Here is an 18,407-nt window from a genome sequence, read left to right as displayed (position 1 = left end):
GCTGAAACCCAACCAGCGCGGCCCACGGTGCTCGTGGTGCCAAGAATGCGCGACCCATCGTGGCTTCATGTTCGGCAAGGTTTCGTGCCGTGAGCATCTTCCCGATCTCACCGTGTGGGACAACCGCGCCCAAGCGCCGGACTACAGCGATGCTGGGTTCGTGGGGCGAATTCCATGAAGCCCGCCACCCCCAACACCCCTGACATGGAGGCCAAGCCTTGAACCGCCTCGAGCGCACCTACGCACTGTTTGGCGGTCTGCTGGCGATGATCCTGTTCGCTGGCGCTGCCGATGAAGCCGACCTGACCCGCCTGACCGCCAGTTTCAGCATCATTGCTGCACTGTTCGCGGGCGCAATCATTGTGGAGAACCGCGATGCTGCATGACCATCCGACCGCCGAGTTGGCAACCGACCTGACGCCGCTGATCGTCGCGCCCGGCGCCTACCCGGACATTCCAATCGAAGATTACCATGGCAATCCGAACCTGCTGCCGGGGCCGTCGCTTTCGGCCAGCGGCGCGAAGACGATCATCAACCGGTCGCCGTTCCACTTCTGGTCGGATAGCCCGCTCAACCCGAACCCGCCCGAGCGCGAGGAAAAGCCGCACTTCGCGATCGGCAAGATGGCGCACGACTTCCTCCTGACGCCCGACCGGATCGCGGACAAATATTTCGTGCTGCCGAAGGGCTTCAACGAGAAGCATACGAAGAAGTTCGCTGCCGAAATCGAGGAGCTGGAAGCCGCGCGTGAAAGCGGCATGACGATCCTGCGCCATCAGGAAGCGGAGGTTGTCCGGCAAGTCGCGGACGCCATCGGCCTGCACGACGTCGCCAAGCTGGCGATGAAGGGCGGCGACACGGAAGTGACGCTGGTCTGGCAGGACAAGGAAACCGGTGTTTGGCTTCGCTGCCGCCCCGACTTCCTGCCGAGCAGCGTTCTTCGCGGCGCCCCGGTGCGGGCCGTGTCGGACCTCAAATTCATGGCGCCCGAATATTGCTCGCCGCACGGCTTCTCGAACGCGATCCGGCGCTTCGGCTACCATCTGGCCGCCGCCTTCTATTACGAGGGCATCGAAGCGATTTACGGCCACCGTCCGACGCACTGGACGCATATCGTTGTCGAGAAGGAATTTCCTTACTCGATATCGCTCTACACGCTGCCCGCCGCCGATATCGAGCGCGGTAAGGTGCAGATGCGAATGGCTGTTCGACGCTTTGCCGACTGCCTCGCGGCTGACCATTGGCCTGCATATGCGCCAGAGCCCACGGAGGTTGGTCTCCATTATGGAGCCCGGCGGACCATAGATCTGCACGGTTCAGAGCAAGATGCAGCTTTGATCAACGCTCAAGAGGGCGTTGTATGATCGCGATCGATGAAAAGCGCTTCTGGGCGAAGGTTGATCGTCGGGGCCCTGACGAATGCTGGGCGTGGCGCGGAGAGCTTTGCCGCGCCGGTTATGGTCGCATTCGCATCCGTTGGCGCAAGTATCGCGCCAACCGGATCAGCCTGTCGATAGCAACTGGTCAGTTTCCGCCGTCCAGCACCTACGCCCTCCACTCTTGCGACAATCCCGCGTGTGTCAATCCAGCACATCTGCGCTGGGGCACTGCAAAGGAAAACACTGCCGACCGGCTCGCGCGGACCCATCGCACGGGACAGTGCGCCAACTACGGCGAGCGCAACGGCAGGGCGATCTTAACTCGCGAGCAAGCGCGCCAAATTCGGGCGGATACGCGCTCGCTCTCTCAAATCGCTCGCGCTTTTGGCGTGAGCAGAGGAACCGTCTGCCACATCCGGGCAGGCCGCATTTGGAAGGAAAATTGACCGTGGCCACCGAATCCCCCTCGACCGAAATCGCTGTCGCCGAAAAGCCGAAGAAGGTTCCGGTGCAAGCTGGCGGCAAGCTGGCGGCCATGATCCCGACCGACGTCGATCAGGCTTACCGGATGGCGCAAGCGCTCGCCCGGTCGAGCATGACGCCGAAGTCCTACGGCAACGACCCCGACAAGATTTTCGTCGGCATCATCGCCGGGGCGGAAGTTGGCCTGGCACCGTTCATGGCGCTCCAATCCATCGCGGTCATCGGCAACAACCCCGCGATCTGGGGCGACGGCGCTCTGGCGCTGGTCCAAGGTTCGGGCCTGCTGATCGACATGGAGGAAACCGACGACGGCAACGAGGCGACCTGTCGGCTGGTCCGCAAGGGCCGCGAGACACCGATCATCCGCACGTTCAGCATGGAAGATGCGAAGAAGGCGGGCCTCGCCGGGAAACAGGGGCCGTGGACGCAATATCCCCAGCGGATGCGCCAGATGCGCGCGCGGGCATGGGCGATGCGCGACGGTTTCGCTGACGTCTTGAAGGGCATCGGCATCGCCGAAGAGGTCAAGGACTTCGCCGTCGTCGAAGGCGGCGAGGTTGCTGCCCAGCCGCTTACTCGCGCCATGCTCCAGCAGCAGGCCGAAGAGGTTGAACCCGCCGACACCCTCACCCCCGACAACCCGACCGCAGCAGAAGGCCGGGACGATACGGACATGGGCGAGGATCATGTCGACGAAGAGCATCCCGCGCGCGCCGCTGTCGATGCTCACCTGAAACGCATCGCTGCCCTCGAACTCAAGTCCGACGTCGACCTCGCGATCAGCGACTTCTCGGCGAACAAGGCCGCGCTTCCCGACGATATGCGGGCCGAGGTCGAGGATGCCGAGCACAATCGTCTCATGCGGTTTTCGACCGTCACTGGCGGCTGAGTTTCCACAGGGAGCCGGGCGGCGCCAACAACCCGCCCGGTGAATTTTGAAGGAGAATGACGATGTTCGGACTGATGACGAAGAAGGCGCATGAGGCAGCTATGAGGCCAGCAGACGTCAAGGCTTATGAGGTTTGGTCGAAAGCCATCGACGAGCGCAACGCCGCTAATGCTGAAATCGAAAAGCTAAGGTCGGAGTATAACGCGCTTAACCGCCTCTATGACACGCGCGGAGACCTTCTCGCCAAGGCGCGCGCCGAAGCCGCCGACCTCCGCCCCGACGCTGAAGCCATGCGGAAGAAGCGGCGGGCGGACATCATCCGTCGCCAGAAGAACCGGGACGACGCCAAGGCCTGGAAGGTGCGGGCGGCGGCGAAGAAGGGGGGCGCTGATGTCGGCCGTCAATCCATTCGAGGGCCTGAATGCCGACGCTATGGCCGCAGTCGGCCGCTTGCTCGAAATCGCCCGCCGGTCGGACGAATACGACACGTCATACGATGAGATCGAAGGGCTGATCGCATCGTGGCGGGCCGTGCGCGGCGATGATGCTTTCGACCATTGGCGATGGTGGATCGGTGAAGTCGATGGCGCTTATGGGCTGGATTTCGCGACCAGAGAAGAGGCGATTGCCGCCGCTCCCGCTGCAATCCGCGACGGATATCTGTTCTCGGAAGACGGTCGCTTCGACCTGATCGAGGCACGATTCTGGAACGACACCATCGGGCCGGAAGATGATGAAATGCCTTTTGCCGATCGTCGCAATCACGAAACGCTGTCGATCGAGGCGGCCTGACCATGGCGCTTTCCGAAACCTTCTTCATCGTCTGGAACCCCAAAGGGCCTCACTCGCCGCGCGAGCGTCATTATTCGCAGAGTATCGCGGAGAAGGAGGCACGGCGGCTGGCGCTCGATCACCCCGGTCACGACTATTTCGTCATGATGGCTGCCGTCCGCTTTCGGGCGACCGAACCGGTCGAGATCGAGCGCTTTGCAACTGACGAGATTCCCTTCTGATGCTGCCCCGTTCCGCCTTCGCCCCGCGTTGGAAGAACGCACCGCGCCCCTACTGGAAAGTCTGTGAGGCTTTCCGGCAGTGGTTGCGCGGGAGGCCCTGCGCGTGTGGCGGGCGGAACCCGGATTGCGGCGGGCACATGGAAGCCGCGCACGTCGATTATGCGGCCAAGGGAACGCCCCACGCGAAGGGCGGCAAGACCAAGGTCGCTGACCGCTGGTCGATCCCGCTGACCCGCAACTGCCACCGGCTCCAACATCTGAAGGGCTGGCCTTGGTTCGACCGCCACGTGCTCGGCGGTGAGCGCCGGGGTGAGCAAATGTCGATCGACTACTGGCACGCGTGGCCGGGTCGAATTGCGTTCGAACGCCAACAGGAAGGATCACGCTGATGACCTATGGCCAAACTGACCGGATATTCCGGGCAACCCGACATTCTGGCTACCAGACGCAATGGCAAGCTGAACGATTGCGTGGGCCGATCCTGCCCATGGAGCAGCCGAAGCGCGGGATTCTGGCGAGGGTGCTGGGGCGCGCATGATGACCTTCGCCGTCCACAATATCCACGTCCCCGCGATCCAGATCGACGAGCAGCGCACCTACGCAATCGCCGGCGATGGACCGCGTTTCAATGTGGAGCCGCTCGCGACCTTCGACACGTTCGACGAAGCCGAGGAATGGCGGGGGAAGCGGTTGGCGGAAGTGAGGGGGACGGCGCATGGCTGAAAACTCCGCCATTGAGTGGACCGACTCCACCTTCAACCCGTGGATTGGCTGCACGAAGGTCAGCCCCGGCTGCGATCATTGCTATGCCGAGGCGCTGATGGACGTGCGCCACGGGCGGGCTAAATGGGGGCCGGGCAATCCTCGCTCGCGGACGGCGCCGTCAACATGGGCTCAACCGCTGAAATGGAACCGGGCTGCGGAAAAGGCTGGCAAGCGCATGAGCGTCTTCTGCGCCAGCCTCGCCGATGTCTTCGACAATGAGGTCGACGATAGCTGGCGGGTCGATCTTGCGGCCCTTATCCTCGCTACGCCGATGCTCGACTGGCTGCTCCTGACCAAGCGGATCGGCAATGCCCCGGCGATGTTGGCCCGCATGTTCTCGATCCCCGGTGAGCCGCCGCGCAGTGTCTTCGTAGGTGCTACGATGGTCAATCAGCAGGAGATCGACCGCGATTGGGACAAGCTGATGGAGGTGAAGCACCTCTATGGTCTTCGCACCTTTGGTTCGCTTGAACCGCTTCTCGGCCGGGTCGAACTTCCGCCTTTCGGTTCCCCGTATATCGACGGGATCATCGTCGGCGGCGAGAGCGGCCATCAGTGCCGGATAATGCATCCGGTTTGGGTCCGCGATCTGCGCGACCAGTGTTCAGACTACGGCGTCGACTTTCATTTTAAGCAATGGGGCGAGATCGGCCCCTATGATCCACGCGAGCCGCAGCATCACGTCTTATGGGTCGGGCTGGACGGTCATGTCTATGGGACGCCGCCAGCCGATGCTGTTCCCATGGTTCGATGGGGGAAGAAGCGCGCTGGGCGGCTTCTCGACGGCGAGACGCATGATGCGCTGCCGTGGCGCCGGGCCATCGAGCAGGGGAACATCGACGCATGACCGAATACCTTGACCTCCATATCGCAACGGTCGGCGCGTCCGGCTCTGGCAAGACGGTGACGGCGAAAGGCTTTGCCGAAATCCTCCTTCGCGAGCGCCGCCATCTCGCCGTCATCGACCCGACCGGAGCATGGTGGGGGATGCGCTCCGACGCCAGCGGCGAAGGGCCGGGGTTCGACATTCCGATTTTCGGCGGCGCGCACGGCGACGTGCCGGTCACAGCCGATCAGGGCGATGCGGTCGGCAGGATCATTGGCGATGGCGTTTCGGCGATCGTCGACGTGTCGGCCTTGCGGACAGGAGCAGAGCAGCGCCGGTTCGTCCGCGACCTTTGCCGTGCGCTGCGGACCAAGCCCGACGGGAATTTCCATCTGTTCGTAGACGAGGCCGACGAGTTCGCGGCGCAGAAGCCGCGCGATGACTTTGGCTTTCAGGTCGGCGAGGAACTGATCTGGATGGCAAAGCGGGGCAGGCTGGCAGGATTCGTCCTCAACCTCATCACCCAGCGCCCGGCGTCGATCGACAAGGAAGTTTTGACGCAGGCGCAGACCATCATCGTTCACCAGCTCGTCGCGCCGGTCGATCAGAAGCCGATCGTCGAATATCTGCGCGACCATGCCGACAAAGCAACGCTGGCGACGATCAAGGGTTCGCTTGCCTCGCTCAACCGCGGTGAACGCTGGATATATTCCCCCCGCCTAGGTTTGCTTGAGCGCGGCGCGTCGCCTTTGCCGTCGACCTTCGATAGCAGCCGGACCCCGGAACCGGGCGAGGCACCGCGTGAACCGAAGATGCTGGCCGAAATCGACCTTGGCGCGATCCGTGAGGCGCTGGCGCCGAAAGACGAGCCCCAGAACGATTTGCCCGCAACGCACATTTTCGGGGAATCGTTAAAGTCGCATCCCGAATTCATCGCCATGCGAAAGGATCGTGATGCATTCGAGCGGCGCGCTCTTGCGGCCGAAGCGGCGCGCGACAGCATCCGCGACGAACTCTATGCCGCGCTCGAATGGCAGAAGATGGTCCGCGAAGTGGTCAATCGAGCGGAAATGCGCGCGCTGCCTACCTCTGCCGTTCCGGCTCCCGCGCGCGAGCCGACTCCAGCGCGCGAGGAACCGGTCGCTCCCAAGCCCGTTGCGCGCGCCAAGCCGGTCACTCGCGATGAAAATGGGATGGGCGGACTAGCGCGGCGCTTCCTCGCGGAGATCGAAGCGCGCCATCCTGTTCGGCTCTCGTGGGAGCAATGGGCGGCGCTCATCCAGCGCAAGGCCAAGGGCGCTCAGTTCAACAATGCGAAGGCGGAATTGCGCGCATCGGGGCGGATCAACGAGAACGATGCAGGATTGATGGCCGTCGAGGGATCGGGCGCTGCGCCTCGCACTCGAGACGATGTGGTCAACGCTTGGCGGGCCGTCCTTCCGAGCATGGCGCGCAAGATATTCGACGCCGCCCTTGAAGGCGGGAACGGGTCTTATGAGGACGTTGCCGCGAGGATCGATCGCCAACCGGTCGGGGCGCAATGGAACGCCGCCATATCGCAACTGCGGACGAACGGGCTGATCGCAGATGAGCCGGGCCGTGTGGTGCTGATCGACTTGCTGCCCGGTGAGCGGGACGGGGGAGGGGATGACGGCCTTCGCCGAGATTCCGGCGCGCGCCTTGCTGCCCAACTGGCCCCGGCTGCTCAGCCGGGTCGAGGCCGCGCGCTATCTCGGTATCAGCCCGCCGACACTTGACCAGCACGGCCCCAAGCCCAAGCGCCTTGGTCGCCGCGTGCTGTTCGATATCAGAGACCTTGATCGGTGGGCCGATGCACTCAGCGGCCAGCCGCTGGACGAACGCCAGAGAAAGGACGAAGGTGACGACATGCTCGCCCGCGTCAAGGAAAGGCTCGCCCGTGGTAAGGACTGAAATTCCGTTTACCTATGTTGTCCGCCGCAAGCTCGCGTCGGGCAAGTTCAGGGACTATTGGCGCTTTCGCTACGGGGAGACCAATGTCGCGCTTCCCGGTGCGCCGGGTGACGCCGCATTCCATGAGCGGTATGGCGAACTGCTTTCGCGCGAGCAGCGGATCGCCGAGGAAAAGACTGGCCCCGAATTCCACACGGTCGATTGGCTACTGGACGCATTCTTCGCCAGCCCGGAATTTGAGGTTCTGGCCGACACAACGCAGAAGGACTATCGCGAGACCGCCGAACGCATCAGGCCGGTCATCGGAACCGAGCGATTCGACAGCGTGACCAAGCAAGTCGTCCTCGCTCTCCGCAACGATCACAAGGCCACGCCTCGCACATCGCACAAGATCAAGCAGTTCATCAGCCGCCTCTATGGCTGGGGCGATGAGCAAGGGCTTGTCGCCGAAAGCTTCAACCCCGCCGCTGGCGTGAAGCGCATCAAGGCGAAGGTGAAGCATATCGAAGTGTGGTCGCAGGAAGAGATCGACCTGTTCCTGAGCAAATGCGATCCGGTCGCGAAGACAATTGCCATGCTCGCACTCTACACAGGCCAGCGTCGCCAGGACGTCGCTACGATGGACTGGAAGGCATACCAGGGCGGGGTCATCCGGGTCCGGCAAAACAAGACCGGCACACCGCTGACGATCCCCTGCCATCCGAAGCTCAAGGCGCATCTGGACGCGATCAAGTCGCCGTTCGGGGGCAGCATCGTTCGCAATGCCCAAGGTCGCCCGATGGACGCCAACGCCGTATCTTCCCAGATGAACCGTGCGGTCGCAGCCATCGCGGATATGCCGCACCGATCGCTGCACGGCCTTCGCTATGCCGCAGCCAGCACGCTTGAGGCTGTCGGCTGCACGGTGGCGCAAATCGTTTCGATCATCGGCCACCGGACATTCCAAGTGGCCATGCAATACGCCAGCCAACGCCGGGACGCGGAGGCGGCGATGGCGCTCATGGAGAAGGAAGCATAATGCATTACCCGTTGCCAAACAGGGCAATCGCCGCTAGCGCGCCCGGACGGCTTTCGCAGCCGAGATCCGCTTTTGTTCTCGCCCAAGTGCAAAACGAAACGGATTCGAGTGCAAAACGCCCACCTCAATGACAGCCAAGTCGTTGAAAAGGCCCGATGGCGGAGTGGTGACGCAGCGGACTGCAAATCCGTATACGCCGGTTCGATTCCGGCTCGGGCCTCCATAAACCTGTCAGCCGGGGTGTGCTGATGGTTGAAAAAACCCCTGATTTCCGGTAGTTTATGGCCATTCGCTGATTGCCAGTGATGGCCTCTGTTTGCCAGTAGTTGCAGATGTTGGGGGCCTAATCAGGGGGCTTCGCCAAGCCTCCATGAAAGCGAGGCCCCCATCGTGTTGACCGACACCGCAATTCGAAAGGCTAAACCCAAGGACAAGCCCTACAAGGTCGCAGATTCGCAGGGCCTGTATCTACTGGTCAACCCAAGGGGCAGCAAGCTGTGGCGCGTCAAATACCGCATAAACGGCGTGGAGCGGAAATTGGCGATCGGCTCCTACCCCGAAATCACCTTGGCGGAGGCGCGTAGCGCTCGCGATGCTGCGCGCAGACAATTGGCCCATTCGATCGATCCCAATTTTGTTAAGCGGCAAGCTCGCATCGAGGCGGGCATCCGAGCCAGCAATAGTTTTGCGAGTGTGGCGCAGGATTTGATCGAGAAGAAGACGCGGGAGGGCTTGGCGGAGCCGACGCTGGCAAAGATGCGCTGGTTCGTGAAACTGCTCGGAACCGATTTTGGAAAGCGTCCCGTGGCGGAGATCACGCCGCAGGAATTGTTGCACGAGTTGCGGAAGCATGAGCGGCGCGGCCGACTGGAAACGGCGAACCTCTTGCGGGCCTTCGCCAGTCGCGTGTTTCGCTATTCGGTTGCCACCGCCCGTGCGGAACGCGATCCGGCGCAATTATTGATCGGCGCGCTGACTACGCCGAGAGTCAAACATTTCCCGGCTATCACCGATCCGGTCACATTCGGGGCGTTGCTTCGCGCGATCGAAGATTATCAGGGCGACCCCGCAGTGATGCACGCGCTAAAGTTGACGCCCCATGTTTTTCAGCGACCCGGCGAAGTCCGTCATATGGAATGGACGGAGGTAGATTTTGGCAAGGCGGTCTGGATCATTCCAGAAGGGAAGATGAAGATGCGCCAACCCCATTCGGTGCCCTTGTCGCGGCAGTCTCTCGCGATCCTCACCAATATGCGATCCCTGTCCGGTTCTGGCCGCTATGTGTTCCCGTCAATCAGATCGCGGGCACGGCCGATCAGTGAGAATACGATCAATGCAGCGCTCCGCCGGATGGGTTATCCCAAAGACCAGATGACGGCGCACGGCTTTCGCACATCGGCATCCTCGCTCTTGAACGAATCCGGCAAATGGAACCCCGACGCGATCGAGCGGGCGCTGGCGCACATGGTCGCGGGCAGCGTTCGGCGCATATACAATCAGTCAGCCTATTGGGCTGAGCGTGTTGAAATGGCGCAATGGTGGAGCGACTATCTGGACGAGCTGCGCGAAGGAGGGAACAGATGACAGGTCGCCCCGGAGAAGGTTGGAGAATCTTCGCAGACGGGGATGAAGCCGACAACGTCCCGCTCTGGAAAGTGTTGGCCCAATTCAGATCGGACGATCTGGATGAAGGTTTGAACACGAACGCGGCGATCATCAATCAGGCCAAACCCTCGCCGGTTCGATATTACAATCTCGCATTCGTCATCAGCTTTGCCTTCGGGTTCCTGTCCGTCCTCCTCTTGATTGGCCTCCTTGTCTCGGGCCATTCGACCGCGACGGACCTCTTTTTTTATCTCACATTGGGCACGCTGGCGGCCACGATCGCGCCGCACCTTTGGCGGCAGGCTTATCAATACGGCCTAAAAATCCCCGACGCGCCGTTGAAACTGCCCCACGCGCCGGACAGGCTCTTTGACGAGGTGCTCGGCTATTTGCAGAAGGTGGACGGCCCGAAAGCCTATTATCTTTCTCGCTTCCGCAAGCAGCGGGTTCCTCTCAAACGCAGGCAGTTTTTCGGCAGGCTGCGCTATTTCCTGTTCTCCGAACACAGCAAGGATCGGGGGATGGTCATGCGTTACCCGATGGCGATGTCGCTGCCCGCTGACCTTTATCTTCATCGCGATGATGTCGAGACGATGCTTGCAATGAACAGGCCGAAGCGCAGGGGCGGGCCCGGCCGGAACACCAAATACCGTTATGACGATGCGATTATCGCCCTGATCGGCGATCCACGGTTGGCCGCATTGGACGTGAAGGATCGGGCGGCTGCGATCACCACCGTCAAGAATTGGCTGTCCGAATGGTTCGAAACCAACCCCGACGAATCCGGTGACGTGCCGCGCCGCGATCAATTGACACGATACGCGGAAAAAATCTGCACGCATGTGGAAATGTTAGCGTCCGCCAAAGACCGCTGACCAGCACCATCGTTTTTCGATCGCTGCGAAAGGATTTTCGGACCCCTCCCTGCATTTCTGTAATCCGCGTCATCGGCAGACTTTTACGGCTTTCCCATTGCTGGACGACACACCGGCAACCATGTGCAACTTGGCATGTCTCTCGCCGCGAATCGGCAGCAAGGAGACAAGCAAATGGAACCCATTGCCATATCGATTAATGACACCGCCAAGGCGCTCGGCGTTGGGCGGTCGTCGGTTTACGCCCTCATCAAATCCGGTGGCCTCGACGCCATCAAGATCGGCAGGCGAACCCTGCTGACCACCGAATCCATCCGGCGCTTGGCGCAATCCCGCACCGCCATCTGACCCGCAGGCACTCCACGGCCCCAGCTTTTTGAATTGGCGGGCCGCTCCGCGTCTGCTCCCCGAAGCACCAGAAAGCTTTGCATCGCGATTTCACGAAAGGATTTCTCATGTCCATTTTTCGCCGCGCCATGGATCGGCTCGCCAATCGCTTATGGGCGGGCCGCAAGGTCACGCTCCATTTCACCGCCGACTATCGCATCGCCGGTTTCACCTTGCCGCTCATCGAGCGACTGCTCTTGGACAGCGACGATGGCGAAACCTATCGCAGTTCCATCGCGGACTGGACGCTCAACGAGCGCCCGTCTCTGCATATCTACCGGGGCGAGCTTTCCAGTCTGCGGATCGACGGCCCGCTACAGAAGGCGGGCGTGAGCTATCTTCCGCTCGGCGGGCTGATCGAGTCTCCCGGCGTAACCTCGCACCTCGATCCGGTTGAAGCCCACCGGCTCGACGCGCGCGTGCAGGAAGCCATCGAGAAAACGATTCTCCACTGGATCATCGAACATCGCCTTTACGATCAGCCGCGCCAGCGCCGTGAGATCGACCGTTGCAAGGCCGACCGCGAAGCCCGCGCGGTCATCGCCCGATGGGTGGCGGAGCATTTCGCCAAGCCGGTGACGGACTCACTATCGAACGAAAGCGATCGACCTGCCGAGTGCTGTTGCGGCGAACCCGACGGCTCCGTGTGCAATGCTTGCAAGAAAGGTTCGCGCAATGCCTGATCGGGTCGTCTTTATGGCAAGGTCGCGGGGCTGCGATGCTACGCATCGAGCCAGCAATTCAGATACACACCTCACGCACGGGTGCATCCAGCTTTTCCGCGACTTTTCGAGGCGGCGATCCGACGGCGCCTTTTCCGGCTCTTTTGGAAAGCGCGGATTTCCGCCCTTGGATGCGACAGCGGATCGCTGTCGCATGGAAGGCGGCCGATGAAACTCGTCCGCCACACCGTGCGCGTGCCGGTATCGCTCGACAAAGCGCTTCGCGCGCTCGCCGAGCGCCGAGGCATCAGCGTCTACGCGATGCTCCAGCGCAGCGTGAAGACGGGCGTCGCGACGCTCGCCGACCCCGCCGCGCGCGATGCCATATCGGGGGAATTGGTCTCCGAACTGGCGTCGATCAGCAACCGCATTGTCGATGTCGAACACATGCTGGACCGGGCGTTGTTCACGGCTTGTGCCGCTTATTGCTACGCCCGCAGCGCGGGGCTGGGCGAGCGCACCACCGATGAGATCGCTGTCGCCGAGATCAACGAGGCTTATGATCGCCAGCGGCGGCTTTCGCAGGGGAAGCGGCCATGACCCAATCCAATGATCGCCGCATCCATGCCGACGCGTTGCGCCGGCACCATCGGCTGAGCCAGTGGCAGCGGTTCAAGCGACAGGCTGGCATCATGCTCGCATCGGTCGCCCTGGGTTCGATCGGCGCGCCCTACGCGATGCTCGACAAGGGCGAGCGATGGGCGATCGGCGTTTATGTCTATGCGCGCGGAGCGCTCTGGATCGCCTTCAGTTCCGATCCGGCAATCAACGTCACACATGAGGGAAGGCAATATCGCGTCCCGGCCCGCGCGGTGGTTGCTGATCGCTATTATCACGGATCGGTATCACGCCTCTTGTCGCTATCCGTCAAAGGCGGTTTGCTCGGTTTCATGGGCTGGCTGTCCGGCCTGTTCCTTTTGCGCGGTATCAGGGCGGGCCGTCGCGAGCGCGCCTTGCGCGATCATGTCATCGCCGGAACCCTCGTCACCGGCGAGAAGCAGCTTGCGGCGCTGACCGCCGCCGAAGCCGGTGTCCGCGCGCTCGCCATCGGCGCGGTGCCGATCCCGGCGCGGCTCGAGACGCGGCACATGGCGATGATCGGCACGACCGGCAGCGGCAAGACCACGGCACTACGCCAGATGCTCGATGGGATCGAGGCGCGCGGCGAAGCGGCGCTGGTCTATGATACCAGCGGCGAGTTCATCGCGCATTATTACGATCCAGCGCGTGGCGACATCATCCTGAACCCGTTCGACGCCCGCTGCGCCTTCTGGTCGCCCTTCGTCGAGATTACGCACCCCGCCGACGCCGACCGCATCGCGCAGCAGCTTATCCCCGAGACCGGCCAGCATGATCGCGATGTCTGGCTGGAAACCAGCCGCATCCTCGTTGCCAACATGATCCGGGAATTATGGAAGGAGAAGAAATGCACGCTGCCGGACCTGCTCGACGCGCTCCAAAAGTGGGACAAGGATAAGCTCAAGAGCTGGCTGAAGGACACATCTTCGGCCCGGACATTCTCCGACGTGTCCGCCGTCAGCGCCAATGGCACAGATTTGAGGTTGTGATTTAAGGAGGATTTGGGCTTCGTCGTAGTGACGAAGGAACGAAGATGAAGCCCAAATCCTCCTTAAAAAAATCGCCGCCCAAGGCTCCCGCGGAGCGGGTGGTGAAGGACATCCGGCGTGCGACGCGTCGGCACTTCTCGGCCGAAGACAAGATCCGGATCGTGCTGGAAGGCTTGCGCGGCGAGGACAGCATTGCCGAGCTGTGCCGCAAGGAAGGGATCGCCCAGAGCCTGTATTACACCTGGTCGAAGGAGTTCATGGAGGCCTACAAGCGGCGCCTCGCCGGAGACACCGCCCGCGCTGCGACCACCGGCGAAGTGCATGACCTACGCCGCGAGGCCCGAGCCCTGAAGGAATGCGTTGCCGACCTGACCTTGGAAAACCGCCTGCTCAAAAAAAGCATGATCGCGGATGGGGGCGACGACGAATGAGGTATCCGGCATCCGAGAAGCTCGAGATCATCCGGATCGTCGAGCAGTCGCACCTGCCCGCCAAGCGCACGCTGGACCAGCTGGGCATCCCTCGCCGGACCTTCTACCGCTGGTATGATCGCTTCGTCGAAGGCGGGCCGGAGGCGCTGGAAGATCGACCATCGGCGCCGAGCCGGGTGTGGAACCGCATCGGCGACGATATCCAGCAGCAGATCGTCGAGATGGCGCTGGATTACAGCGAACTGTCACCGCGCGAACTGGCGGTGCGCTTCACCGACGAGAAGCGCTACTTCGTGTCGGAAGCCACGGTTTACCGTCTGTTGAAGGCCCATGATCTGATCACCAGCCCGGCCTATATCGTGATCAAGGCCGCCGATCAGTTCCACACCAAGACCACGCGGGTGAACGAAATGTGGCAGACCGACTTCACCTACTTCAAGATCATCGGGTGGGGCTGGATGTACCTGTCGACCGTGCTCGACGACTTCTCACGCTACATCATCGCCTGGAAGCTGTGCACCAACATGCGGGCCGAGGATGTCACCGACACGCTGGACCTCGCGCTCGAGGCCTCGGGTTGCGACAGCGCAACGGTGCTGCACAAGCCTCGGCTGCTGTCGGATAATGGCCCGAGCTACATCGCGGGTGAACTGGCGGAATATATCGAGGCCCGGAAGATGAGCCATGTGCGCGGCGCTCCGATGCATCCCCAGACTCAGGGCAAGATCGAGCGCTGGCATCAGACCCTCAAGAATCGCATCCTGCTCGAAAATTACTTCCTGCCCGGTGACCTTGAGGCTCAGATCGAAGCGTTCGTCGAGCATTATAACCACCGACGTTACCACGAGAGCCTGAACAACGTGACGCCCGCCGACGCCTACTTCGGCAGGGCCGATGCCATCGTCAAACAGCGCGAAAGGATCAAACGGAAGACCATCGAACATCGGCGCTTGCTGCACCGCAAGATCGCCGCTTAATATCAACCCCAGGACGAGGCCCGCACTCCGCTAATTTACGCCGCGAGTTGTGCCAAATGTTCTGACGACGGACAGTCGCCTATGGCTATGACGCCGACGACAATATCGTCGCGATCACCGACCTGGTGGCGCCGTCGAACAGCCTGGCCTTCGGTTACGACAGCGTCGACCGGCTGACGCGCATGGACGGCGGCGGCGGCGCCTTCGCGCGGCAGGACTTCGTCCACGACGCCAACGGCAACCGCACCGCGGTCGAGCGCCGCACGAATACCGGCGACGCGGTGCCGAGCACAGAGCGATATCTTCACCCATGCAAGCGGCACGAACCGGCTGACCTCGGCGGCGCTGACGGCGGGGACGCGGGGGTTCACGCACGACGCGCGCGGCAACCTGACGGGCGAGACGCTGCCCGGCGGGGGCACGGTGACGCTGTCCTATGACGGCCATGCCCGGCTGGCGAGCTATGCCGCGACCGGGGCGCCGAGCCAGGCGATGACCTACAATGGCCGCGACGAGCGGATCAAGCTGGTGACGACGCCTTCGGGCGGCGGGACGAGCGACACGCGCTATTTCCTCTACGACCAGCATCACCGTCTGATCGGCGAATATGGTGCGACGGTGGCCGATCTGCGCGCCGAGCATATCTGGCTGCTGCCCGAGGTGGGCGGTGCGGCGCCGTTCGGGGGCGACGACGGCCTGGGCGGCTATATGCCGCTGGCGGTGGTGGTTCCGGCGGGCGGCTCGACGACGATCCACTGGGTGCAGGGCAACCACCTCGGCACCCCGGTGGCGGTGACCGACGGAAGCGGCGCCATCGCGACGCCGAGCGGCTACAGCATGGCCGGGTTCCCCGGACAGGTGCGCCAGCACGCCGAGCTCTATTACAATTATTACCGCGATTATGATGTGAGCCTCGGGCGATACGTGCAGGCCGATCCCATCGGGTTGGACGGGGATACGAATCCCTATCTCTATGCCGCAGCGAATCCCTTGAGCGGGATCGATCCTGAGGGTTTGCAAGGTGGCGCTGCTGCGCCGCTTGATCCCCGAGTCGTCGCATGGGAGGCTGGAGCAAAGCACTTTGGTCGAAATCTGATTCGTCCATCGAGGAAGGTACCTGTCGTTGGACAAGCGCTGCTTATCGGCGACGGTATTGGCACGCTAGCGGCCATCGCTTACTATGGATATATCAATCCCCCTAAGCTTAAAAGCGATTGCCATATTAACAATAGCGCGGAAAACGGCGGTGGCGGAGGACGAAGAACGCCTCCGGTGATTGTCAATAATTACGGCGAAAGCAATAGATGTGTTGATCAATGGGAAAATGACGTGAGCAAATGCCAAAAATATTGGAAATACAATGGGAGGCCTGGTGAATCTATAGATCGTCGACGAATGGTTAACGCATGTGAAAAACGAGCAGAAGATCGGCTCCATGCTTGCCGTCATGGCTTTCCTCTCCCGCCTCCTTGGACAGCAAGAGACTACAGATGAAAGAACATAGCAAAGAATCGATACGTCATTCCAGAGATGAAGCAAAACGCATCGTACTTCTTTATATAGAAAACTCCAATGAGCAAAAATCAGAAGAATACGAGAACAAGATTTTAGAATTTATGGAATTTTCTTCAATAAATTCTGGAATAGCTTTGCACTATCTTGGTTATTTTTTAGATAATAAAATAGATCTTCTAAATTTTATCAGAAAACTATCTGATAAAACAGAAAAGATTCATGTAATAAGATCAATTAATATTTTCCTTTTTTGGGAGATAAAGAGTATCATGGGATTACGGTGACAGGTGCAATAACACCTAATTAGAATTTAGGGGTTATTGCACCTGTCACCGTAATTCGGATCGCCGAATATGGCGCGACGACCGCGGACCTTCGCGCCGAGCATATCTGGCTGCTGCCCGAGGTGGGCGGTGCGGCGCCGTTCGGGGGCGACGACGGCCTGGGCGGCTATATGCCGCTGGCGGTGGTGGTTCCGGCGGGCGGATCGACCGCGATCCACTGGGTGCAGGGCAACCACCTCGGCACCCCGGTGGCGGTGACAGACGGAAGCGGGGCACTGGTGACGCCGAGCGGCTACAGCATGGCGGGGTTCCCGGGGCAGGTGCGCCAGCAGGCCGAGCTCTATTACAACTACTACCGCGATTATGATGTGAGCCTCGGGCGGTACGTGCAGGCCGATCCCATCGGGCTCGACGGGGATACGAATCCCTATCTCTATGCAGGGGGTAATCCGCTTAACCAGATCGATCCGAAAGGATTAACGACTGCGGTGATCTTCGGCGATCCCACGTCGGGAAATCCCTTTGGTCACGTTGGCATTGGGTTTTCAAACGGAGGCATGTATAGCTTTGGTACAAATACACCTTGTGGATCATCAGTAGAAAAATATCTTATTAAACAATCTTCATATCGAGGGGGCCAAGTTTATTCTTTGGATACGACCCGTGAACAAGAGAAAGAGATGATAGAATCCCTAAAAAAGTGGTGCAATGTCCCTCTTCCGCCTGTGTCTGTTTCGACGTGGAAGCAGGCTTGGAATGACACATGCGCCACTAGAACGGGCGAAGCGCTTGAGGCCGGTGGTTTCAAGCATTGGCTCTTGGAACCAGGGTCGCCTTTTCCGCTAGACCTCAAAGTGTTTGTCCGAAAATTTTCGGGCCAGCCCATTTCAATCCCGAAGGGGCGTCCGCTCCCCAAAAATATAGACTTCGATAGAATGGTTCTGAAATGAAGAAAAAGTTTATTTTTTATTTTTTCTTGTGCTTTGTTCCTGCTCACCTGGAAGCGAGATTCAGGACAAGCATGAATGGTCATTGCTGCAATCTGCAGAGTGGAATCTAAAAGAAAAAGATAATAAGTCTGGTGTATTTATAACTAAATTACCTGGATATGAAAATAAAATTCTTGCAATTCCCGTGGACGGAAAAGAAATTGGATTTAACGTTATACTTTTGGACAGTAAAAATCCAAATACAGTGAAATATATGTCTAGATATAATTTTAAAATTCCTCAAAAATACAGGGCTGATTCGGTTAAAATGTCGGAAAAATACCCAGAAGTTCATAAATTTGTCGAATCGCACTAAATATAAATTTCGGGACCTATATACCCGCGTGACCCATCAGGTGGCGTCGTTCACGCTTCGGAAAATCAGCAATGGCGTAACGGCGAACTAACTGGGATTACGCTGATCGAGGCCGAGTTCGACCATGTGACCGAAGTGATGTCGGCATTCGGCAGGCTTGGCGTACCCGCCGAGCGGCTGGCGAAAACGGCGGCGCGGCGGATGGCGGGCTATCTGGGCTGCGACGCCTTTGCTAGGCCCCTATCTGCAGGACCAGTTGCTCCTGCCCTTTGCGATGGCGGGGGGCGGGCGCTTTTCGACCGTGAAGCTGAGCGAACATACGCTGACCGCCGCGCGGCTGGTCGAACGGTTTCTGGGCACCGGCTTCCGTTTTTCGGGGCGCGACGGCGGTGCGATCCTGGTCGAGGTGGCGGCGTAGGTCCTTCTCGTCGC

25 protein-coding genes and 1 tRNA gene are annotated in these 18,407 nt (G+C 60.6%); 25 read left to right on the top strand and 1 reads right to left on the bottom strand.

What is annotated here, in order from left to right:
* Positions 1 to 218: 218 nt before the first annotated feature.
* The 20 genes from N0A20_RS14975 (at position 219) to N0A20_RS14880 (ending at position 14,871) form a co-directional block, all read left to right on the top strand.
* Positions 219 to 386, top strand: coding sequence for a hypothetical protein (locus N0A20_RS14975; RefSeq protein ID WP_260581134.1), 168 nt, complete (start codon positions 219 to 221; stop codon positions 384 to 386).
* Positions 376 to 1,365, top strand: coding sequence for a PD-(D/E)XK nuclease-like domain-containing protein (locus N0A20_RS14970; RefSeq protein ID WP_260581133.1), 990 nt, complete (start codon positions 376 to 378; stop codon positions 1,363 to 1,365). The genes N0A20_RS14975 and N0A20_RS14970 overlap by 11 nt, the downstream gene beginning before the upstream one ends.
* Positions 1,362 to 1,826, top strand: a complete 465-nt coding sequence (locus N0A20_RS14965) for an HNH endonuclease (protein WP_260581132.1) — start codon at positions 1,362 to 1,364, stop codon at positions 1,824 to 1,826. The genes N0A20_RS14970 and N0A20_RS14965 overlap by 4 nt, the downstream gene beginning before the upstream one ends.
* A 2-nt stretch (positions 1,827 to 1,828) precedes the next feature.
* Positions 1,829 to 2,752 carry a hypothetical protein gene (locus tag N0A20_RS14960; protein ID WP_260581131.1) on the top strand — a complete coding sequence of 308 codons (924 nt, stop codon included), beginning with the start codon at positions 1,829 to 1,831 and terminating at the stop codon, positions 2,750 to 2,752.
* Positions 2,753 to 3,142: 390 nt separating this feature from the next.
* Positions 3,143 to 3,544 carry a hypothetical protein gene (locus N0A20_RS14955; protein ID WP_260581130.1) on the top strand — a complete coding sequence of 134 codons (402 nt, stop codon included), beginning with the start codon at positions 3,143 to 3,145 and terminating at the stop codon, positions 3,542 to 3,544.
* A 2-nt stretch (positions 3,545 to 3,546) separates the two neighbouring features.
* Entirely contained in the window at positions 3,547 to 3,765 is a 219-nt protein-coding gene (locus tag N0A20_RS14950) for a hypothetical protein (RefSeq protein ID WP_260581129.1), read from the top strand.
* Positions 3,766 to 3,902: 137 nt separating this feature from the next.
* Entirely contained in the window at positions 3,903 to 4,154 is a 252-nt protein-coding gene (locus tag N0A20_RS14945) for a hypothetical protein (RefSeq protein ID WP_260581128.1), read from the top strand.
* Positions 4,155 to 4,299: 145 nt separating this feature from the next.
* Positions 4,300 to 4,488: a hypothetical protein gene (locus N0A20_RS14940; protein ID WP_260581127.1), complete on the top strand. Its 189-nt coding sequence runs from the start codon at positions 4,300 to 4,302 to the stop codon at positions 4,486 to 4,488.
* The gene (locus N0A20_RS14935) at positions 4,481 to 5,377 is read left to right on the top strand and encodes a phage Gp37/Gp68 family protein (RefSeq protein ID WP_260581126.1); all 897 of its coding nucleotides are present in this window, start codon (positions 4,481 to 4,483) and stop codon (positions 5,375 to 5,377) included. The genes N0A20_RS14940 and N0A20_RS14935 overlap by 8 nt, the downstream gene beginning before the upstream one ends.
* Positions 5,374 to 7,113 carry a hypothetical protein gene (locus tag N0A20_RS14930; protein WP_260581125.1) on the top strand — a complete coding sequence of 580 codons (1,740 nt, stop codon included), beginning with the start codon at positions 5,374 to 5,376 and terminating at the stop codon, positions 7,111 to 7,113. The genes N0A20_RS14935 and N0A20_RS14930 overlap by 4 nt, the downstream gene beginning before the upstream one ends.
* A 37-nt stretch (positions 7,114 to 7,150) precedes the next feature.
* Positions 7,151 to 7,288, top strand: coding sequence for a hypothetical protein (locus N0A20_RS14925; protein ID WP_260581124.1), 138 nt, complete (start codon positions 7,151 to 7,153; stop codon positions 7,286 to 7,288).
* A complete protein-coding gene (locus N0A20_RS14920; RefSeq protein WP_260581123.1) occupies positions 7,275 to 8,306 on the top strand; it encodes a tyrosine-type recombinase/integrase in 1,032 nt (343 codons plus the stop codon). Before N0A20_RS14925 ends, N0A20_RS14920 begins: the two co-directional genes overlap by 14 nt.
* A 149-nt stretch (positions 8,307 to 8,455) precedes the next feature.
* Positions 8,456 to 8,529 (top strand) — tRNA-Cys (locus N0A20_RS14915).
* Between the two features lie 164 nt (positions 8,530 to 8,693).
* Positions 8,694 to 9,890 (top strand): tyrosine-type recombinase/integrase, encoded by a 1,197-nt coding sequence (locus N0A20_RS14910; RefSeq protein ID WP_260583926.1) that lies wholly within the window; start codon positions 8,694 to 8,696, stop codon positions 9,888 to 9,890.
* Positions 9,887 to 10,786: a hypothetical protein gene (locus N0A20_RS14905; RefSeq protein WP_260581122.1), complete on the top strand. Its 900-nt coding sequence runs from the start codon at positions 9,887 to 9,889 to the stop codon at positions 10,784 to 10,786. Before N0A20_RS14910 ends, N0A20_RS14905 begins: the two co-directional genes overlap by 4 nt.
* 174 nt (positions 10,787 to 10,960) lie before the next feature.
* Entirely contained in the window at positions 10,961 to 11,134 is a 174-nt protein-coding gene (locus N0A20_RS14900; protein WP_004210706.1) for a helix-turn-helix domain-containing protein, read from the top strand.
* A gap of 77 nt (positions 11,135 to 11,211) precedes the next feature.
* The gene (locus tag N0A20_RS14895; RefSeq protein ID WP_260581121.1) at positions 11,212 to 11,856 is read left to right on the top strand and encodes a hypothetical protein; all 645 of its coding nucleotides are present in this window, start codon (positions 11,212 to 11,214) and stop codon (positions 11,854 to 11,856) included.
* Positions 11,857 to 12,063: 207 nt separating this feature from the next.
* Positions 12,064 to 12,435 (top strand): hypothetical protein, encoded by a 372-nt coding sequence (locus N0A20_RS14890; RefSeq protein WP_260581120.1) that lies wholly within the window; start codon positions 12,064 to 12,066, stop codon positions 12,433 to 12,435.
* Positions 12,432 to 13,463 (top strand): type IV secretion system DNA-binding domain-containing protein, encoded by a 1,032-nt coding sequence (locus N0A20_RS14885; protein ID WP_260581119.1) that lies wholly within the window; start codon positions 12,432 to 12,434, stop codon positions 13,461 to 13,463. The genes N0A20_RS14890 and N0A20_RS14885 overlap by 4 nt, the downstream gene beginning before the upstream one ends.
* A 44-nt stretch (positions 13,464 to 13,507) precedes the next feature.
* Positions 13,508 to 14,871, top strand: a protein-coding gene (locus N0A20_RS14880) for an IS3 family transposase (protein WP_260581118.1) whose coding sequence is annotated in 2 segments (ribosomal slippage) — positions 13,508 to 13,855 and positions 13,858 to 14,871 — 1,362 coding nt in all. Because the reading frame shifts where the segments join, the coding sequence is not laid out codon by codon here.
* 35 nt (positions 14,872 to 14,906) lie between these two features.
* Here N0A20_RS14880 and N0A20_RS14875 read toward each other — a convergent pair.
* On the bottom strand, positions 14,907 to 15,242 hold the full coding sequence (locus N0A20_RS14875; RefSeq protein ID WP_260581117.1) for a hypothetical protein: 336 nt from the start codon (positions 15,240 to 15,242) through the stop codon (positions 14,907 to 14,909).
* A 52-nt stretch (positions 15,243 to 15,294) separates the two neighbouring features.
* On the opposite strand from N0A20_RS14875, the gene N0A20_RS14870 reads away from it, so the two are divergent.
* The 5 genes from N0A20_RS14870 to N0A20_RS14850 all read left to right on the top strand — a co-directional run bounded on the left by N0A20_RS14870 (position 15,295) and on the right by N0A20_RS14850 (position 18,393).
* The gene (locus tag N0A20_RS14870; protein ID WP_409574688.1) at positions 15,295 to 16,365 is read left to right on the top strand and encodes an RHS repeat-associated core domain-containing protein; all 1,071 of its coding nucleotides are present in this window, start codon (positions 15,295 to 15,297) and stop codon (positions 16,363 to 16,365) included.
* Complete coding sequence (locus tag N0A20_RS14865) at positions 16,362 to 16,670, top strand: hypothetical protein (protein WP_260581116.1); 309 nt, start codon at positions 16,362 to 16,364, stop codon at positions 16,668 to 16,670. The genes N0A20_RS14870 and N0A20_RS14865 overlap by 4 nt, the downstream gene beginning before the upstream one ends.
* Before the next feature lie 170 nt (positions 16,671 to 16,840).
* Positions 16,841 to 17,620 carry an RHS repeat domain-containing protein gene (locus tag N0A20_RS14860; RefSeq protein WP_260581115.1) on the top strand — a complete coding sequence of 260 codons (780 nt, stop codon included), beginning with the start codon at positions 16,841 to 16,843 and terminating at the stop codon, positions 17,618 to 17,620.
* An 82-nt stretch (positions 17,621 to 17,702) separates the two neighbouring features.
* Positions 17,703 to 17,975, top strand: a complete 273-nt coding sequence (locus tag N0A20_RS14855; protein WP_260581114.1) for a hypothetical protein — start codon at positions 17,703 to 17,705, stop codon at positions 17,973 to 17,975.
* 229 nt (positions 17,976 to 18,204) lie between these two features.
* Positions 18,205 to 18,393 carry an RNA 3'-terminal phosphate cyclase gene (locus tag N0A20_RS14850; RefSeq protein WP_260581113.1) on the top strand — a complete coding sequence of 63 codons (189 nt, stop codon included), beginning with the start codon at positions 18,205 to 18,207 and terminating at the stop codon, positions 18,391 to 18,393.
* Positions 18,394 to 18,407: the final 14 nt, after the last annotated feature.

This window comes from Sphingopyxis sp. PET50 (assembly GCF_025244705.1).
Lineage (GTDB): Bacteria > Pseudomonadota > Alphaproteobacteria > Sphingomonadales > Sphingomonadaceae > Sphingopyxis.
The sequence above is the reverse complement of the archived record's forward strand: the minus strand, read 5'-3'. Positions and strand labels throughout refer to the sequence as shown.

Coding starts and splice junctions, on each gene's coding strand:
- N0A20_RS14905 (WP_260581122.1), top strand. CDS start 9,887: ATGACAGGTCGCCCCGGAGAAGGTTGGAGAATCTTCGCAGACGGGGAT.
- N0A20_RS14955 (WP_260581130.1), top strand. CDS start 3,143: ATGTCGGCCGTCAATCCATTCGAGGGCCTGAATGCCGACGCTATGGCC.
- N0A20_RS14940 (WP_260581127.1), top strand. CDS start 4,300: ATGATGACCTTCGCCGTCCACAATATCCACGTCCCCGCGATCCAGATC.
- N0A20_RS14885 (WP_260581119.1), top strand. CDS start 12,432: ATGACCCAATCCAATGATCGCCGCATCCATGCCGACGCGTTGCGCCGG.
- N0A20_RS14865 (WP_260581116.1), top strand. CDS start 16,362: ATGAAAGAACATAGCAAAGAATCGATACGTCATTCCAGAGATGAAGCA.
- N0A20_RS14935 (WP_260581126.1), top strand. CDS start 4,481: ATGGCTGAAAACTCCGCCATTGAGTGGACCGACTCCACCTTCAACCCG.
- N0A20_RS14900 (WP_004210706.1), top strand. CDS start 10,961: ATGGAACCCATTGCCATATCGATTAATGACACCGCCAAGGCGCTCGGC.
- N0A20_RS14945 (WP_260581128.1), top strand. CDS start 3,903: ATGGAAGCCGCGCACGTCGATTATGCGGCCAAGGGAACGCCCCACGCG.
- N0A20_RS14930 (WP_260581125.1), top strand. CDS start 5,374: ATGACCGAATACCTTGACCTCCATATCGCAACGGTCGGCGCGTCCGGC.
- N0A20_RS14970 (WP_260581133.1), top strand. CDS start 376: ATGCTGCATGACCATCCGACCGCCGAGTTGGCAACCGACCTGACGCCG.
- N0A20_RS14890 (WP_260581120.1), top strand. CDS start 12,064: ATGAAACTCGTCCGCCACACCGTGCGCGTGCCGGTATCGCTCGACAAA.
- N0A20_RS14965 (WP_260581132.1), top strand. CDS start 1,362: ATGATCGCGATCGATGAAAAGCGCTTCTGGGCGAAGGTTGATCGTCGG.
- N0A20_RS14860 (WP_260581115.1), top strand. CDS start 16,841: ATGCCGCTGGCGGTGGTGGTTCCGGCGGGCGGATCGACCGCGATCCAC.
- N0A20_RS14950 (WP_260581129.1), top strand. CDS start 3,547: ATGGCGCTTTCCGAAACCTTCTTCATCGTCTGGAACCCCAAAGGGCCT.